General features: G+C 68.2%; 7 protein-coding genes. All 7 read right to left on the bottom strand.

Annotated elements, in window-relative coordinates:
* Positions 1 to 13: 13 nt before the first annotated feature.
* Complete coding sequence (locus AB0H83_RS29540) at positions 14 to 2134, bottom strand: DEAD/DEAH box helicase (protein ID WP_360100166.1); 2121 nt, start codon at positions 2132 to 2134, stop codon at positions 14 to 16.
* Positions 2131 to 3447, bottom strand: coding sequence for a BREX system ATP-binding protein BrxD (gene brxD / locus AB0H83_RS29545; RefSeq protein WP_360100169.1), 1317 nt, complete (start codon positions 3445 to 3447; stop codon positions 2131 to 2133). The genes AB0H83_RS29540 and brxD overlap by 4 nt, the downstream gene beginning before the upstream one ends.
* Positions 3444 to 6251, bottom strand: coding sequence for a BREX-2 system phosphatase PglZ (gene pglZ, locus AB0H83_RS29550; RefSeq protein WP_360100172.1), 2808 nt, complete (start codon positions 6249 to 6251; stop codon positions 3444 to 3446). Before pglZ ends, brxD begins: the two co-directional genes overlap by 4 nt.
* A complete protein-coding gene (locus AB0H83_RS29555; RefSeq protein ID WP_360100175.1) occupies positions 6248 to 9949 on the bottom strand; it encodes a hypothetical protein in 3702 nt (1233 codons plus the stop codon). The genes pglZ and AB0H83_RS29555 overlap by 4 nt, the downstream gene beginning before the upstream one ends.
* A 69-nt stretch (positions 9950 to 10018) precedes the next feature.
* Complete coding sequence (locus AB0H83_RS29560) at positions 10019 to 10303, bottom strand: Uma2 family endonuclease (protein ID WP_360100178.1); 285 nt, start codon at positions 10301 to 10303, stop codon at positions 10019 to 10021.
* 324 nt (positions 10304 to 10627) lie between these two features.
* Positions 10628 to 14227 carry a BREX-2 system adenine-specific DNA-methyltransferase PglX gene (gene pglX / locus AB0H83_RS29565; RefSeq protein ID WP_360100181.1) on the bottom strand — a complete coding sequence of 1200 codons (3600 nt, stop codon included), beginning with the start codon at positions 14225 to 14227 and terminating at the stop codon, positions 10628 to 10630.
* The gene (gene pglW, locus AB0H83_RS29570; protein ID WP_360100184.1) at positions 14224 to 18606 is read right to left on the bottom strand and encodes a BREX system serine/threonine kinase PglW; all 4383 of its coding nucleotides are present in this window, start codon (positions 18604 to 18606) and stop codon (positions 14224 to 14226) included. Before pglW ends, pglX begins: the two co-directional genes overlap by 4 nt.
* Between the last annotated feature and the right edge of the window lie 89 nt (positions 18607 to 18695).

Below are 18695 nucleotides of genomic sequence, written 5' to 3' on the forward strand. Positions count from 1 at the left end.
GCACGGCATCGCGTCAGCCTTCGGAAGACATTGCGAAGACCACATGATCGCCCAGCACCTCTGCGGCAGCCGGTAGGTCGGCGAGACGTGCTGACAGCGTGGCGGTGGCCAGTCGTTCCGGCAGGGCCGAGCTGAATTTGAGTCCCGTGAGTGCCTTCGGGTCGACGTCCGGTAGACAGAGTCGTTGCGCGGCATCCGAGACGGCCGAGCGCCAGTCATCCGGGGTGAGGTCTGTACGTAGTCGGATGTGCTGGTCGTCGAAGTATCCGGCGGGGTCGACCAGCTCGCTGAGGGTGGTGGCGAGTGTGGCGTTCGCGCGGTAGCCGGCCCAGGTCCACCAGCGCAGCTGTCCACGGCTGCGGTGCACGACCGTGCCGCCTGGATGCGCGAGCGAAGACATGCGCAGTCGTGTCTCTTCGAGGCGACCTTGGGCCCGGCGGGTCAACTGTATCGGCGGGTCGGCGCCGAGTAGCACGCCGCGCATAGCTCGGGCCAGTTCGAAGCTGAGCCCGGCGACGCCGCCACTGGTGTTCCAGCGTGCCTTTCCGCCGCTGTCGGCGGGTTCGACGAAGCAGCGTCGCCGGACCCAGTCGACGTAGGTGACCCGCCAGCTGCGTCCGGCGAGCAGGAGGAGTCGTGGCCCGCGGACCTCTTCGGTGAGCAGCGCGGGGTCAGTCCGGCCGATCTCGGTGCGTCCGCTCAGGACGGTGAATTGTGGCGGTGCGGTGAAGACGGCGGTCATGTCCATGAAGTGGCGCCGGCCGAAGCGCAGCTCCGCGGCTGGGCCGATGTGGAGCATGCCGCCGTCCTGGTCAAGGTAGCCCTGCTCGAGCAGGTACCGCTGGATGACCTCGGAGGTCTTGTCGAACGGTGGTAGCCCGTTCCAGGCGGCTGGCCAAAGGTTCTCGCCGACCTGTTGTTCCTGCAGGCACAGCGCGAGGAGTTGTTGCGCGACGATGTGTCTCGGTTCGGGCGGTGGCGTGACGGGTTCGACCCATCCGCTGCCCCAGAGGTTCAACAGTCCTGCGGCCTGCAGCAGGCTCGGTTCGTCGAGGGCGAGGAAGAGGCAGTTCCGTGCGCTGCCGGGCCGTCGTCCGCTGCGTCCGAGGCGTTGCAGGAAGGACGCGACGGTGCGCGGCGCGTTGATCTGCAGCACGCGGTCGAGGTCGCCGACGTCGATGCCGAGTTCCAGTGTGCTGGTGGAGACGATGACGCAGTCACGCGCCTCAGCGAACGCCACCTCGGCACGGCGGCGTTCGTCGATGGAGAGCGAGGCGTGTGACACGAACGTGGTGACGCCCCGGTCGCGGAGCGCCGCGCCGAGCTCTTCGACGAGCTGGCGGGAATCGCAGAAGACGAGCCGCTTTTCCCCGGCGTGGAGGGCGGCGATGACGGTGGCGGCGTTCGGTACGGAGCCGACGTAGTCGAGTTCGATGTCGCCGGGAGGAACGCTGCCGCCGAGGACGACGGGTGTGGGGAGGTCGGGCGCGATGACCGACCCGGGTCGTTGCCCCCGCTGGGCGCCTTGCAGCCAGTGCAGCAGCTCGTCGGGATTGCCGACGGTGGCGGAGAGCCCGACCCGTTGGATCGGACGCCCGGCGACCCGGCTCAACCGCTCCAGGACGGCGAGAAGGTGCCAGCCGCGGTCGTCGCCGGCGAACGCGTGCACCTCGTCGACGACGACCGCTTGTACGCCGCCGAGGAACGATGCATGGTCGACGTTGACGCTGACCAGCATCGCTTCCAGGGATTCCGGTGTGGTGAGCAGGACGTCGGGGCGGTTGCGCAGGATCTGTCGGCGCTGTGGCGTGTTGACGTCGCCGTGCCAGAGGGCGACGGTGTGTCCGATCCAGCCGGCGTACTGTTCCAGGCGCGGGAGGAGGTTGTTCAGCAGCGCTTTCAGCGGGCACAGGTAGATCAGCGACGGTCCGCGCCACTGCTCGGCGGCCATCCGCGACAGCAGCGGCAGGGCGGCGGCCTCGGTCTTCCCGCCGGCCGTCGGGGCCAGGAGCAAGGCGTCGTCGCCGGCCATCAGCGGGGCGACCGCGGCCTCCTGCAACGGTCGCAGCGCCGACCAGCCCAGCGTGTTGGCGACGTGATGCTGGATGGACGGGTGCAGCGCCTCCAGGCTCACGGTACCTCGAGGTCGATGTCGTCGGCGTTGGCCGCGTTGCGTTCCACGTCGGACATTTCGGTGTCGGTCACGGTCAGGGCGTAGTGCCGGCGGGGGTCGAAGTCCGGGTGGAGGTCGACGGGGTCGAGGACGCCGGCGACGAGTTTCTTCAGGAACAGCCGGGGTGCGATGCCGACTTTTCCGCCGAGCTTTCCGGCGACGGCGTTGGCGAGGTCGTGAAGGTAGCGGTCGTCGACGGTGGTGGCGATCCGGGCCGGGTCGGTGGTGCCGGCGGCGAAGAGGTCGCGGACCTTGGTACCGAGGTCGGCCAGGGCGTCGATGGTGAAGCCGGGCAGCCTGATCTGGACTGCTCGCGGGTTGTCCCAGCGGGGATCGGCGGGGAAGTCGGTGGCGAGCCGTTGGGCGAGCGGGGCGAGTCGTTGGGCGCCCTGCTGGCCGTCGAAGAACGGTGGTGTGCCGGTGATGACCAGGTACAGGCCGGGGAAGCGGCCCGAGTAGACCTCGTCGATGAGTTGCCGCAGGGCGTTGAGGGCTTTGTCGCGGGCGTCGGACCGGACGCGTTGCAGGGTTTCGACCTCGTCGAGGACGAGGAGGAGGCCGGGGTGACCGGAGTCTCGCAGTACGGTCAGGAGCCCTTGGAGGAAGCCGAGCGCGCCGAAGTGGTCGAGGTCGCCGCGGACGCCGGCGATGCGGCGGGCCGCGGCGGCGACGTGCGGTTGCCCGCCGAGCCAGGCGAGGATCGCGGCTGCTGTGGTCGGGTCGCCGCCGATCGTGGCGGCCCGGTAGGCGGCGAGGGCGGCCGCGAAGGTCGGCGCGGTCCGGCCTACTTCGGCGAGGCGTTGCTGCAGCAGGTCAGCGACGGCGTGTTCCAGTGCTGCGGCGTCGTCGGTGGGTGTACCGGCGGCGAGGGCGTCCTCTTCGAGGGCGTAGAACCACGAGTCGACCACGGGCCGCAGCGCGCTCGGCGGGAACGCTGATGTGGTCAGGCGTTCCGTGAGCCGCCGGTACACGGTTTCCAGCTTGTGTAGCGGGGTTTCCGTCTCGGAGATCTGGACCTCGGCGGTGGCGAAGTTCGCTCTTCGTGCCCGGTCGGCGAGCCAGCGGGCGAAGAAGGTCTTGCCGGCGCCGTACTCGCCGCGTACGGCCTTGAAGACGGCACCACCACCGGCGGCCACGTTGAGGTCTTCCTCGACGCTGCCGGAGAAGCGGTCCAGGCCGACGGCGAGCAGGTCGAGTCCGGTTTCGGGGACGGCGCCGCGCCGCAGCGCGTCGATGACCTGCCGGCGCCGCGCGGCGCTCACCGCGGCGGTCATCGCACGTCGTCCGGGAGGCCGAACTGGGCGCGCAGCAGCGCGACGTTGAGCCGGACGGTCTGCCCGCCGTCGATCAGTTGCAGCACCTCGAAGTTGTCGACGTTGAGGATGCGGGCCAGGGTGGTGGCGAACCCGTTGGCCCGTGCCGGCACTTCACCGGCGCGTTGCGCGAAGACCGGCAACGGCAGTGTGTTGTTGGCCGCGAGGAGCGCGTCGAGGGCGGCTCTGATCTTCGGTTTCGGCATCCGTCGCGGGGTGGACGTCTGCTGCGCCTCGAACATCTCGCTGGCGAACAACGCGTCGAGCAGTCCGGGCGCGGGCGCTGGCACGGCTGGCGCGTCGAGCACGATGTCGAGTGCTTCCTGCCCTTGCGGTACCGGACGACGTGTACCTTTCCGCGGGGGAGCGGCCGGCGGGATCGTCGCGACAGGCGCTGCCGGTGTGATCGGCGTGACTGGTTCCCACCAGGCCGGGCGTTGGTCGGACAACGCCCCCCAGCCCGCCGGTACCTCGGCACCGCGGGACAGGAACGCCAGCAGTGGAATGGTGACCTCCGCGAGTGCCGCACCACCGTGGTAGCCGGCGTTCTTCGGCCCGTACCGCAGATCCGGGTCCCAGAGCGCGACGATGCGGTGCTCATCGGCGACGACCCGGGGGCCGGACAGCAGCACCTCACCGGCGCCGACCGGTGTCGAGCCGGGACGTCGATGGCGCCCGGATTCCGCCGCGTCGACGGAGCGGTGTGTGCCGTCGCGGTGCAGCACGTGACCGTGGTCGCTGGTCAGGATCACCGCACGGCCCGCGCTTCGGGCATGGTCGAGCAGCACCCGCAGCGGGCCGAGGTTGTTGAGCCGCCATGAAGCGTCGGCGGACTCGCGGCCCCGGTCGAGCGCGTCGTCGACGGTGTTGATGACGACGGCGACGACCGTCTGAGCATCGCCGAGCGCCTGCACCAATTCCGAACCCAGAACTTCACCGGCCCCGCCGTGCAGCGAGCCTTTGTGGAAGAGCCGTGCCGGTCGGCCGGCCCACAGCGGATGTGACTCGAAGGCGGTGCGCTCGTCGTCCTGGCCGCCGTTACGTAATTTGCCGCTGAGCAGCGACGCCCGGGAGACGGTGGTGAGCGTGGGCAACGCGGCCACGACGCCGCGACGCCGGGGCTGAGCGGCCTTGTCGGCGCCGGACAGCGGGTCGAACTCGACGAGGCCGTGGTCGGTGAGGTCCTGGGCCAGTTCGGCGGCGACGGCGGTGCTCATGCCGTCGAGAATGACGAGCAGCACCGGCGGTCCGGCATCGCGGATCAGCGGCGCGACCACCCGTTCGAGGACCTTCTCCACGACGAGGGTCGGCCCGGACAGCGGTCCGCCCGCGGCGGTCCACGTCGCCAGCCGGCCGGCGAATGCCTCATCGAGCGCGCGTCTGCGGGCCGCCACCGACGCATAGAGGTCCCGGTACGCCGCCTGTAGCACCGGGTGCGCCTCCTCGCCCGCCCAGACGTGGGTGAGCGCCCAGTCCACCCAGCCCCATTGGGCGACCTGCTGGTCGATCGCCTCCCCGACGCCCTGCGGCGGCGTCGGATCTCCCAGGACCAGCCAGCGGGTCAGGCGCAGCGCCATCCGGGCCCGTTCGACCCGCTGCCGCTGCACGGATGCGAGATGGTGTCTGCCGAGCGCGTCGACCGCGGCTTCGAGCGCCGGCGCCGACAGCTGTCCGGGCTTGGCGAGCGTGCCGTGCAGGGCGTCGGCGACGGTCCCGACCAGGTGATCGAAGCCGGACCGCAGGATCGGGCTGGATGCGGCGGCGGTCTGGGCGCCGAGCTGGATCACGAGCTCCTCTGCCCGGTCGAGCACCTGCCGCAGGTGCAGCCCGACGGCAGCACCGTGCACACCGTCGCGTCCGGACTCCACCAGCATTTCGGCGACGACCTGTTCGGCCACCCGGCCGAGCGCGACCAGTTCCTGGTCACCGATGGCGGCGTCGTTGAGGTACTGGTCGACCCGGCCCTTGGCGCGGGCAGCGTCAGCGCTGTCGTCGGACCAGAGCACCGCGCACACCAGCCCGAGCGGGAGGCTGTCCCCGACCCGTCCGGCCTTGATCAGGGCAAATACGGGACGCGCCGATGTGCCGGTGCGTTCCACCAGCCAGTGCTGCAGGCCGGCGCGTTCGTCGGCCGGCAGGTCGGTCAGCGCGGCGGTGGCTTCAGGCCGCAGGGTCCACCGCAGCAGCGCGGCACCGTCGAGGTTCTCGGCGTCACCGTCGGTGGCGTTGAGGCCGAGCCGTGCCGCGGCGAGGCAGCTGAGCGCCACGTCGCGGGTGAGCACGGTGCCGGACAGCTTCGGCCATCCGGTGCTCGGCATCGCGTCGATCAGCGCCGTGCCGGCCCACCGCTGCTGCGCCAGCCGTGGATCGACCCGTTGGGCGCCGAAGCAGTCCGCGATCAATGACCAGGGTTCGATGGTGATGACCTTGTTCCGGAACACGTCGCTGAGCACGCCGGGGCCGAGTTCGGTGTCGGTCAGGTCGGTCAGGACCACCAGCGGCTCGGGTGCGTCGCCGGTGCGATGTCCGACGAGGTGGTCCCACACCGCGAGCGCGGAGACCGCCGTGGTAACCCGGATCGGGGTTCCGTCCGTGAGCGTCAAGGTCTGCTCGGTGGCCCACTGCGGTTCCGCGCGCAGCAGGATCACCGGGGCGGGCCCGTCCGCAGCCCGCCGGTGGCGGGCGAGTTGTTGCTCTATCTTGCGGGTCAGTGCCGCCGGCGTGATGCGTATGACGCGGGACCGCGTGGCGTCGGCAGCGGTCATCCGACTTCCCGCCAGGACACTGTGAATCGCTTGCTCGGCTTCGCGGTGACCGCCGCACGCAGTGCTTCGACGACCTCCGCCAGGTTGGCTGCCGTGACATCCGGATGGGTGGTGACGTCCGGCAGATCGACCACGACCGGCAGATCGACGACAACGACCCGATCACCCTTCGGTGGCGGCTTGATGATGGCCCGCTTCAGCAATGCCGACGCCTTTGACTTGGCGGACGTGAGTGCCGGTGCCAGCTTCACCTTCGCGGTCAGCTCGTCTGTGCGCGCGACCGTTCGCAGTTCTTCCAGAATGTCGGCACCGTCGCGGTCGAACGGCGCCGAGAGCTGCACGATGAGGTCCAGTGAGCTCCAGTCCATCTGGTCGAGGGCCTGGGCGTTCGTGGCGGCGGACTTGATGCTCGTACCGCACCGGTCCGCCGGTCCGCCGAGATCCGCTGTCGCCAGGTGCTGGATGACGTCGACGGTGCTTGCCCGGGAGTGCAGCCCGTCGAGCAGATCGGCGGCGGCCTGAGCGGTGTGCAGCCGTCCGGTGTCGGGGGAGAGGTCGAGCTGCTCGGCATGGTTCTGCAGCTGGCGCAGCAGCCGATGGGCGCTGTCGCGGTGCCGGGCAGCCTCAGTCGAGACGCCACGAACGAGCAGCGCCACCAGCCGGCCGCGTCGCGGCCCGGGCGTCGTCACCCCGAACAGTTCCATCGACCGGCGGACCGCCGTCTGCCAGTGCTCCTCGGACGGCAGCGCCTGTTCCCGCAGCGTGTAGTGCTCGCGGATGGTCGTCAGGTCCGGCGGCGGGTTGAGCACACCGCCCTGCTGCAGCCACGCCCGGTCGGTCTGCTCCGCGAAACACATCAGGACCAGTCCGGCGACGTGACGGTCCAGGCCGTAGGGCTGCGGCTCGTCCAGCCAGCGCAGAAGGTCCTTCACCTTCAGGTCGTCGCTGATGCCTTCCTGCGCGGCCTTCTGGTGGAAATGCTGCACCCAGTGCCGTCCCAGCACGAACGCCGACTCGTGCATCTCGCCCAGCCGCAGCGGGTTGGCGATCCGCCGAACGGTGAGGCGATCCTTGCGCTCCACCTCGACCCGACCGTCGGGAGTGTCGATCGCCTGACGCACGACCTCGAGCACCAGCTTCAGGTCGGCCGGCTTGACGATGGTGCCGTTGCGGTCCGGGTCGAAGTCCGGATGCGCCGGGAACTGGTTGGCCAGCATCTGGTCGGCCAGCGCATGCAGCGCCTGCTTGAACGCCGCACCGACCGGCAACGTCGGCGTCAGCCCGGCGGCCAACGCCAGGACATGATCCTGGTACGAGGTGACGACGTCACCCGACTGCTTCGCCGCCAACCCGTACGCCTGCCGCAGCAGCGTCCGCATCCGGCTCATCAGCGCGTCCCGCTGGCTGCGCAGGGTGTCGAACGCCCGCCGCCGGTCGTCCTTACTCAGATGCTGGGCGTGGCTGTCGAACCGCTGGCCGCTGAGCACCGCGTCGATGATGACCAGCCGGCCCAGGTCGTTGAGACGGTCGGTGGTGAACGCGGCCGGGATCCAGCACACGGTGCGCGGTGCGATGCGTTCACCGAGGCGGTGCACGCGGTCGCGGTCGTCGGCCGGGCTGTGGTTGCCCTCATCGAACGGGTAGTCCACGACCAGCCGCCACGCGTTGGGGTCCAGCGGATGGAAGGCATCGTCGCGGATGTTGTTCTCGTCGCGCACGTTACCGAAGATCACTTCAAGCTGGCGGCGGCTGCCGCGCCACGTCAGATCCGCCGTGTCGACGTACTGACCGGACTCGGTGATGCCGAACTCGTCCCAGAGCAGCCGCTTCACCATCGAACGCCGGTTGCCCAGGTTGTCGAAGTGGTGCGCGGACTGCAGCACGCTGTCCACGTCGACGCCGACGAGTTCCAGCGACACGACCGGGTCTTCGATGCCCAGTTTCTTGATCTCACCGAACTGGCCCGCCCAGTCGTCGATCTTGCGCATGACCTGGCCGACCTCACCACCCGGAATCCGGTTGGTGATACTGCCGTGGTTCAGCGCCGATAGCCGCCGCGCGGTCAGGTTCCGCAGGGCCGGTACGGTCGGCGCCAGTGCCGACAGCAGCAGCGTCTTGATAATCCGGTCGTCGCCGGTGAAGACCCGGACCCGGCCAGCGAGGTCTGCCGGCACGTCCGCGCCGCGGCGGACCCGCTCCACATCGTCCTCACCGATGCTGTAAACGCTCAGCAGGTATGGGCGGAGCCGCCCCTGGTACAGCCGCTGCGCCGTCTCGAACTCGATCTTCAGCTTCTCCGTGAACGGCTGGTCCCCGCCCCGGCTGATCACCTCGTACAGGTCACCGAGCGGCACCAACTGCCCCAGCCGCAGGTCGTCACGACGCTCGACAAGGAGGTCCCGCATGAGCTTCAACGCCGTCCGGGACCGCTGCAGCGCGCTGGACACGTGCACCAGGGTGCTGATGAACGCCGGGCTGAACGGATACGTGGCGCGGAACGAGGCGATGTCCGCGCCGTCGGCGCCCATGAGCGTGTCGAAGACGTCGCGGCGCACCTCTTTCGTGGTGCGCTCGAACGCGTCGGCGATCTGCTGACCGGCCTCGACCGACACCGGCTTGAGCAGGCGCTGCCGGGCGATGTCGGGCAGGTTGCGGTCCTCGAGCGTGATCACCTCGAACCGGCCGCTGGCCAGGTTCAGCGTGTCCATGAACCCGAGCTCGGTCGCGCCGGTCACGTCGGTGCCGACCAGCTCCCGCAGGTCACGCTGCCGGGCGATGAAGCTGACGATCGGGATCGGCCGCCGGGTGTCGCCGCCCTCGACGAAGTTCGTGATCTTCTGGATCTCCCGCGCGACGAACTTCTCGTCCGCGATCGAGTTGGCCAGCCACAGGATCAGCTCGTCCAGGAACAGCACGAGACCGTCGTACTTCAGGCTCTTGGCATGCCGGCTGATCTCAGTGAGGCCGCGGTCCAGGGAGACGAACCCCTCCGCGTCCTCCTGAGCGTTGGTGAAGAACCCCTGGTTCCAGGTCAGCAGCAGGTCGTTGACCAGCTTCCGGCGGTCTTCGTCGTCGGCCGGTGCGGCGAACGCCGCGTCGAGCCGCTGCGGCGTCCAGGCCTCCTCGTCGCCCCACTCGTCGTCGCTGCCGGGCAGCCCGTCGATGAACGCCTCATCACGCATCTTCTTGCGCTGGTACCGGGCGTTGTCCAGCAGCGCGTCGGTCCGATGCACCGCCGGAATCGGCGCGTCGGGATGCAGCCGCCGGATGTGCTCGACATAGCCGCCCAGCACCTTCTGCTCCAGCGACTTGGCGCCGATCAAATGGAACGGCACGAGCAGGAAGTTCTTCCCCGACAGCCACTCGTCGTGCTTGCCGAGCAACCGGGCGAACTCGTCCCGCTCCCGCGCGACCTGCTCACCCCGCAGCAACGCGTGCAGCACCGCCATGAAATGCGACTTACCGGCACCGAACGAGCCGTGCAGGTACGCCGCCTTCGACCCACCGCTGAGCGCACCGGCGATCAGGTTGAGCGCCTGGTCGAAGTTATCGACCAGACGATCCGTGATCACATACTCCCGCAGCGTCTCCCGCGGATCGGTCACACCCTCCACGAGCTTGAGCACGAAGTCGCTCTGGCTGGACCGCTCCGGAATACTGATCAGCTCACGGAGCAGCGGCGGGGTCGTCTGTGCCATGGTCGTCACCGTAGCGTGCCGGTCACCGTCGATACACGACCCGCCCGCCGCGCCATCGTATCGAGAAGATCACAACAGGTCAGGGACTGCCGTCAACAGCCAGGAGAGCGGCTGATCGCCACCCGGGCCGGGCTCGTACTCGCCGGTTTCCGGGTGGAGCGCGCGCCGGTGCGCGGTGCCGCCGTCACACTTGACGAACCAGTAGCGCGAGATACCGGCCTCGGCGTACCCCGCCTTCTTGATGATCCGGTCGACCACCTCGGAATCTGTGGACACGACCTCGACGACAAGGAGCAACCGGCCATGGCTGCATAGCTCGACCGCACCGAACGCGGCGGCCAACCCTTCGCCCAAACGATGAGATCCGGCACGCGGCCGCCGCCGACGTCGATACCGCAATCCGTGAACACCTGCTCCGGGGCCGTAACCGATGGCGAGGAACCAGGAGAACGTCCGCGACACGAGCAGCGCTGTCAGGATCCGCGGGCGGAATGACAGACAGCACTCCCTCACGGCTGAGCTCATAGCGGTGGTTCTCGTCAGCCGCAGCCATCGCGACAAGGTCGTCCAACGTCACCTGCGCTGGCATGCCCGCACCAGCGGGCCTCCGCATTCATCCTGCCTCCCTCCGCGGTACGCGATTCGAGGCCACGACGGCAACAGCCTGCCCGAGGGCGATCACGTGGCACTCGCCGGCCGGCCACGGGCGGCCTTCGGCGGACGCCAGCCGGTCATTGCCTGGTCGGTGACGTGCAGCCGGCCCGTGACCTCGGACAGGAACCCTTCGTAGAGCTCAGCGGGGGACCCGCCATAGAGCGGGTCGAAGTCGCCGTGCCACTGCCGCACCCACGGGAGCACCTCACGCAGACCGGCCAACAACGGCGTCAACCGATCCGCGGACCACCCCTCGGCCTGCTCCCGCTCCACGATCAGGGTCGCGAGGGCCTGGGCCTGCTCACAGTGATCCCAGCCCGCCCAGCCGAGCAGCAGCGAAGGATCACCATCCGGACTGGCCAACGGATAGGAGACGAACCGCTCCTTCGGTACGTCCAGCTTGCCCCGATTGCGCCAATAACTGTTTTTCAGGAAGTCACCCGAGCCGTACTTCGGCGGCACCGGGATCGTGTCCCGGATCTTCTTCTTCGCAGGCTCGTCCGAGGCGGCGTCCTCGGCGCGCTGCAGCTCCCAGACCGCCTCCCACTCGGCGCGATTGTCCAGACCGCTGTCCTTGTAACGCAACGTGGCCAGGTAGGGCACATGCTCGTCGGCAACTAGCTCGGCGATTACCTTCGTGAAATCCTTGCCCGGCGCGTACAACTCGGCGACAGCGAGCACGTCTGCGTCACGACGCAGTTCGTCGGCTAGCTGGCTCGCAGTCAATGGACGCGGCTGCTCGATCCCATCGACCGAGTGGAACCACAGCTCACGGGCCTCGCACCGGTCGAGAAGCCAGCTCCGCAGGGCCTTGCACTGCATGGCGTCCCAGCCGTCAGTCGACCACCGGCGCTTACACTCGGGCCGTTCGATTAATCCGATACTCCTATTCGACTCGATCACGGCGATGCGGCGCTCTACGATCGTGCGGTAGTCGGCGGGCCAGTGAGACGGGATTTTGGTATTCATTGCGAAGCGGTGGTTGTGATGTTCGAACCAAGTGGTCTCGATCTCCCCGCGCTCAATCCGTCGAGCGAGGACTATTTCGAACGCTCGCTCTCCCGCGTGTAGCTCCGGTATCGAATCGGCCGGCGCGGTCAGGTCATCGAGCAGGTTGTAAAGTGCATAAACCTGCCAGTCTAACTCCTCCTGGAGTGCGATCATCCGCGACCGGGTTGAATGCCATTCGGCCGCCGCCTCCGCGAGCCGGCTGTGGGTTGGAACGGCGGCTGACGCCACCACCGAGGGGTTCACGGCCGCCAGGCAATGAGTTAATTCGTCCAGTCGCGTTGCAATTTTGGTCGGGTACGCCGGAGGCAGCGGAAACTCCTGCAGCTTGGTCCCGGAGAACTCGTATCGATGCTCCCAGGGCTCATCGGCGCCTGCCTGCTCGGCGCCAGGGCGCCCTTTGTTGTGGCTCACCTGTTTGAGCCAGAAGCACGCGGTGGAGCTGTTGAGCACCCCAAGTAGCTGCGGATAGTCGATCTCGTTACTTTCAGTCGCTAGGATAGCAACTGGGGCGTGTTGATTAACGACCGCATCTGGGCCAATGGTGGCAAAATGATTATGTGTTGCCACATCAGACATCACGAGGCGAATCGCTACTTGGTATCTTGAGGGGATCCAGCGATACCAGCTCCACCAGGGTTCACCTGATTCAAGTCGGGTTGCTCGATTGAACCCGGTTAGAGATTGAAGGCTACGCCTGAGGCTCCACAAATGTCGACCCCAGCCAGAACTTGTATCCGGTTCGATCAGCTCCTGCGCTGATGAATATGGAGCGAGGCCTACAAGGGTTGAGTTTGCCTGCCAGTCACGAATGTCCTCGCCGGTAACGAATCGGCGCCCAGTTTCGGATGTAGTTCCATTCCTTCTGTGCCAGTGAGGGGGCATTTCGAATGCGTCGTTTAGTCCCGGAAAGCTCGCAGGCCCCACGTTTTCGCGAAGTATTGATCGAAGTATTGATCCTGAGCCGCCAGTCTCGATTGCGCCCTTCGTGTCGACTGACCCGCCGCCACTTAGGCTCCATGGAAACTTGGCAAGCTGGGCGCGTTGGGTATCCGCAACGGAGACCCATGCATCCTCGCGACCAGGATTATTGAATTGCGTAACAATGGAGCGCCATACATGTCCCCTTGCTGCATCATCGGGAGCGCTCGGTTCCCCTTGGATGCCCATGACGGTTCGTACCGTCGGCGCGCGATGCTGTCGACGCTGGCGGCCAATCAAGATGACTGTGGGAGTGCCGTGCCCGGGGATATACGCGCCTGACGTGTCGATGACATGAGTAAGGTCAACTTCGCTGGCGAAATAATTTTCGATCAGTTTTTTGCCGAACTCCCGTTTCATGAAGGAGTTAGCAGTGATCTGGCCGACGTATCCCGCGTTTCTGCCGTCCGACTCGGCGCCGCGCGCTAATTCGAAGAACCGTTGCGCGAATGGCATGGAGAGTGCGTACTTGCCGACGCAGACCTTCGAGTAGATATCGCGGTACAGATCGTTAAGGTTCTTGTCCTTGACGGTGATGTAAGGCGGGTTACCGACCACCACGTGATATCGACCTGCGACTAGCACCTCGGGGTGGTCATCGAGGTCTTCGGTGGCGTATTGGAACCCCACCAGTTCGTCGTCTTCACCGTCGAAAAGAGTCCGCTGTCGATGTTTGATGAGCGCATCGCCGATCGCGATATGGATTGGAAAGTCGTACCCCGAGGCGGCTGTGAGCGTGCGGAAGTCGGCGACTTTGAGCGCGGCGATGAGGAGTCGAAACCTAGCTACGGCGACGGCAAACGGGTTGATGTCCACGCCGTGCACTGCATCGAGCGCCAGCTTCGAACGTTCATGCGGATCCTTGCCTGAACGTTCCCATTCCTTCGATAACCGATCGAAGGCCTCCAGCACGAAGTGGCCGGACCCACACGTGGGGTCAATTATCTTGACGACGTCGTAGCCGAAGTCCTCGATCGCTGGCGTGAGTGTCAGGTCGAGGATGAACTCCTCGACGAACTCCGGGGTCTGCAGCAGCGCATACGTCTTCCGGGCGCTCTCCGACAAGTCCTGGTACAGGTCGCCAAGGAACCGAGTGTCCCACTCTGGGTCAATAAAGTCGTGGATCAGCACGCCGTCTTCGCCCCGCCGACGCCAGAAGCCGATCAGAGCCTTCGCTGCGTCCGCCGACACCGGGATCTGGTACGCCGCGTTGTGGCGCTTGTCGAACAGCAGCCGTCCGGCCTGGGTGGAGCCGATTGCGTCGAACGCCTCCTGGATCCAGCCCCGGTCGGTCTCGGCGGGCTTGAGGCGGAAGAAGTCCTCCTGCGCCTCCTCGGCATGGGTCATCCGCTCGACCGTCGGCCCGGCCAGGTATGCCTGCTCCAGCAGACCGTTGTCCTCGCAGAACCGGACGAACACCGTGCCGAGGATCCACGCGGCGGCAGCCTGAGTGACTCGCTCGTCCCGCCACGCCCCCCAAGTCGCCGCGGTCCGGCCTAGCTTGAAAGCCCGCTTGTACTCGGTATCGAGGCGCTCGAAGACTTCAGGCACGGCCGTCACCTGCTCCCGCAGGTCGGTCTCCAGGAGCTTGACCTGCTTCTTGAGGTCGGCGAGCAGCAGTTGACGGTCGATCACGAGGCGCGTGCTCCACTTCGGTGTTCGTTGGCCACCCAGGCGTCGGGCAGGGGGATCCACTGGTTGTCGGCGACCGGGACGACGGTGCCGTCGAGGCGGGGCAGGGCACCCGGGTCTTCGACCGGGCAGAGCAGCCAGACCGCTCCGGCGCCGGCTTCGACCCGCGTGGTCAGCTCGTGCAGGAGGTCCATCGCGCCGTACCGGGCCAGCGGCGCGGCGTCGTGGAGCAGGAGAGGCTGGTCCGGGCTGAGTTGTTCGAAGAGGTGCGGCCGGACGGCGGTCCAGGCGCTTTTCACGTACTCGGAGAGTTTGATGGCGTCGCGTGAACCCGGCGGGGCTGTGTCGGCGCGCAGCACGGTCTCCCAGGTGGGCTTCGGTTTCGCGGTGACGAGTTCCCGCAGCGAGGTGATGAACAGCGCTGCCACGTTGACCGGGCGGGCGCCGAATCGGCCGGTCAGGTCGCGTTGCGCGGCGTCCGCGCGGTCGAACCGGACGGTGAGCGCGCGGAACACGCTGTCGCGGGTGCCGTGGAGCCGTTCCTCGGTGCGCAGGGCCGCGGCGAGTTCGGGGGAGTCCACGACGGTCCAGTGCGCGCCGGTGAGGCGTGTCGAGTGGCGCCGGTTGACCAGGGACGCGGACGAGGAGGCGGCGGAGCGTGGCGGCACGTACTGCCCGTCGCGCCACTGGAGCTGGAAGCCGGCGTCCGCGAGCAGCGTGTCGAGCTTCGGGTGCGGTGGAAGGGGTGGCAGGTCCGGGAACCGGGCCGACACCCGCTGCTGGATCTGCGCCGGTTTCAGCCCGACGGGCAGGTCGTTGAGGGGTGGCGGCACGACACCGGCCTGTGCCAGCCGCAGTGCGCGGACCGGGTCGAGGGTCTTGGAGTAGATCTCCAGGCGTGGGCTCGCCGCGGCGTCCTTGGACGCCACCGCGGCGAGCTGGACGAGGCGCCGCTCGTCCGGCGCGGCGCCGGCCGGTGGTGTGACGGCTGCGAGTTCTCGCAGCACGGTGGCGGGGCTGGGCAGCACCTCGAGGCCGGCCAGCCGGTCGGCGACGGTGCCGAGTGCGTCGGCGTAGTCGAGCAGGGCCGGCGCGGACGGGGTGTCGGGGCTCTCGTCGGCGCCGACCTCCAGCGCGACGAGCAGGGTGTCACCGTGCCGGCGGGTCTTCAGGCGAGGCTCGTCGACGATCGTGTCGATCTCGACAGCACCGCGAACCGCTGCGGCGGCCAGTGCGAGCCGCAGCTCGTCGCCGGTACGGGCCGATCCGCGGCGGCTCAGCAGCACGGCTGTCAGCTCGGTGACGCCCATGACGCGGCCGTTGTCGGTGAGGATGCCGAGCAGTTCGGCACGTACGTCGGTGACCACCGGTTCGGCGAGCCAACGCTTCCGCTGTTTGATCAGGATCTGGGCGATCCGGCCGGGCGTGACCTGCACATGCTTGGCGACCAGCGGTTGTTGCGGCCACGCCGGCAGCGCCGGCAACACTCCCACGGTGTCCGGGAGGCCCAGCAGCAGCCGGATCGCTTCGGCCTCCGTCGTGGGTTTTCCAGTTTTCGGTACCGGCGGAAGCAGCAGCGCGGCGATCGTGTCGAGCCCGACCCGGGCGAGCTGGACCTCGGTCGCACCGCCGGCGGTGACCTCGTGCTTGGCGGCCTTGCGTTCGGTGGAGTCCTGCGGCGTCGGTTCCTGCTCGCCGAGCCGGGTCCGCCATTCCTTGATCCGCCGCTGCAGTTCCTGCCGGGTCTTGGCACCCATGCCGGGAAGGTTGAACAGGACCTTGCCGGCGAGGCCGAGCAGTTGCCCGACCGTCGTGGCGTCGAGCCGGTGCGCGGCCGAGATCGCCCGTGGGCTGAGACCGGCCGCTTCCAGCGACGTCGCCCGGGTGGCGGCGGCCGCAGCCGCGTCCCGGGTGCTGGCCAGGATCTCGAGGTCCGCGGTGTCGTCGGTCTCCGGGTGGGCTGAGCCGACCGGGACGGCAGCGTCGGCTTTGCGGAACACCTGCAGCCAGGCGTCGCGCATCTCCTTCAGCGTCTCGAACCGTCGCTTGGCGTCTCGGTCCAGCGCGCGGTTGAAGAACTCGACCAATCCGTCCCGGATCGCCGGGTCGAACGCCTCGCTGGCCAGGGTGACCGGGCCTTCGGTGAACTGCGGCTCGGTGACGCCGTCGCCCCACACCGGTAGTTCGCCCGAGGCCATCTCGTGGAGGGTGACCGCGACCGCGTAGCGTTCCGCGTGCGCGTCGTACACCGGGCGGTGCACCGTACCGATGAACGGGTCCAGATAGCGGGGTGTACCCGCAGTGGTCTGCTTGACGTCGGTGGCGGCGAGCGAGAAGTCGAACAGGACGAGCTGGCGGGTGCGGTTGGGCCGGACCCGGATCGCGATGTTGTCCGGCTTGATGTCACGGTGGTAGACACCCTCGCCGTCGAGGAAGTCGACCGCGCCGAACAGGTAGTCGCTGAACGTCTCCAGCTCATCGACGGTGAGCCGGCCGTCCTCGCGGAGTTTGCGGGCGACGGTGAGGTCCCCGGCATGCTCCAGCACGAGCACGGTGCGCCGCCCGAGCGGGACCGGCTCCTGGCGGGCCAGGCGGATGATGCGGGAGTCGACCAGCCCGCGCAGCACCGCCGCCTCGTGGTCCAGCCGGGTGGCCTTCTCGTCGGACAGCGCCACCTTCAAGACCACCAACGTCTCGGCGGTCGAGCCGAGGTTACGGGCCAGGAACGCCCGGCTCGTCGAACCGGTCCCCAGGCGTCGCTCGATCCGCCACTCGCCGAACACGTCGCCGCCGCGCGCTTCGAGCAGGTCGGCCTCGTAGGCCGGCTCGACCGGTGGATGGACCGACACTGAGACGGCCGGTGCCTCGGGTGCGGTCAGCTCGTCCTCGACGAGTTCCAGCATCTCGAGGAACTCCGCGACCGTGGCCAGGCGCTGCGCCGGCTGCGGCGCCGTGGCGGCCTGGACCACCTCGTCCATGAACTCCGAGACCGAGTCGGCGTCCGCCGAAGGGCGCAGGCCGTTGTCGCTGGCGAGCCTGGCCAGCAGCTCCGCTCGGGTGGCCGCAGGTGGCTTCCCCGCCAGCAGCAGGTACGCCACCGTGCCGAGCCCGAAGACGTCCAGCGCCACCGGATCAGCCTCCGGCGCCGCGAGCTCCGGCGCGAGGTACCCCTGCGCGGACTGCTCGATGTGAGCGTTGACGTGCGCGGTGGGGGAGACCAGCAGCGGGTTGGGCGCGGACGAGCCGGCGTTGGAGTCGGTGCTGCGGCTCGCGGTCTGCCAGTCGCTGATCTGCAACTGCGGGCGCAGCCACGCCTCTTCCTCTGTGCCGCGCCGCCGTGGCCCAGGCGTGACCAGCACGCTACGCGCAGACAGGGCACGGTGATGCAGGTGACGGCCGTGAGCGTAGGCCAGTGCCTCGCTGAGCTGGCGCACCATGCCGACCCGGGCCGCGACGTCGAGCTTGGCGCCGTACTGCGCCATGTAGTGGTCCAGCCGCAGGGACCGCGGGTCGTAGCGGAACACCAGCGCCGGGCCCGCCTCGTGCTGTTCGAGTGCGTCGACCTGCACGATGCCGGGATGGTTGATGCCGTGCAGCGCGAGCATCTCCCGTTTCGCGGCCCGGTCGATGCTGGCCCGTTCCGACTGCACGGCGTTGCGCTCGACCAGGTAGATCCGGATCCGCCGGTGTTCCTTGTCGAGCTGGTTGTGCCGGGCGAGGTGGTCCTGCCAGGTCGGGCCCTGGTCGATCGGCTTCGCGGCGAGCTGCCACGCGCCGATCTGGTAGTGCTTGCGGCTGCGGGCGATACCGACCTTCTTGAGCAGCTCAGGCAGTGCCTTGGACATGGTCGGCGTGACCCGCCGGTACTCGTCCATCGGCGGACGCAGCAACAGGCCAGAGCCGATGTCCGGCAGTTGGTGCTGGGTCGGACCCGCCGGCCCGTACACCCAATGCAGCTGGTTGTCGGAGAGGGCGATCTGCAGGCTCGGCACGGACAGGAACACCGCGGCCTGGATGAACGGCACCTTGACGTTGTTGCCGGCGGCCTTGTCCAGGAGCGAACGCAGGCGCTTGGCCTTGGCGTCGGCGAGGTGCAGCGGGTTGTCGAAGGTGCGGGTGCCCTCACCACCGCCGAGCAGCCAGTTGGAGCCGCTGTTGGTCAACCGGCCACGGAGACTCTTGATCTCGATCAGGTAGAGCCCGCTCGGCGCGGCGACGAGAAGATCAACCTCGTATACGTGTCCGGTGTCGGCCGTGAACGTGAAGTTCGACCAGGCCCGGTAGGGCTCCGCGTCCGGCAGGAGCTGCTGGACGTGGGCCAGAGCCTCCCGTTCATGGGTGAACTGCGAGGGGGTGACCGTCGTCCAACGACCCTCCTGCATCAGCAGAGCACCCTTCTCGGCGGAGACACACTGTAAGTGACCAGGTCCGTGAGTGTAGTAGGTGCGGTGCTACTCCCCGATCAACCCAC

Origin of the sequence: Dactylosporangium sp. NPDC050688, from assembly GCF_040654515.1 — a bacterium.
GTDB lineage: Bacteria > Actinomycetota > Actinomycetes > Mycobacteriales > Micromonosporaceae > Dactylosporangium.

Bases quoted from the DNA above. Each gene is read 5' to 3' on its own strand.
- pglW (WP_360100184.1), bottom strand. From the start codon at position 18,606: ATGCAGGAGGGTCGTTGGACGACGGTCACCCCCTCGCAGTTCACCCAT.
- brxD (WP_360100169.1), bottom strand. From the start codon at position 3,447: ATGACCGCCGCGGTGAGCGCCGCGCGGCGCCGGCAGGTCATCGACGCG.
- pglZ (WP_360100172.1), bottom strand. From the start codon at position 6,251: ATGACCGCTGCCGACGCCACGCGGTCCCGCGTCATACGCATCACGCCG.
- AB0H83_RS29555 (WP_360100175.1), bottom strand. From the start codon at position 9,949: ATGGCACAGACGACCCCGCCGCTGCTCCGTGAGCTGATCAGTATTCCG.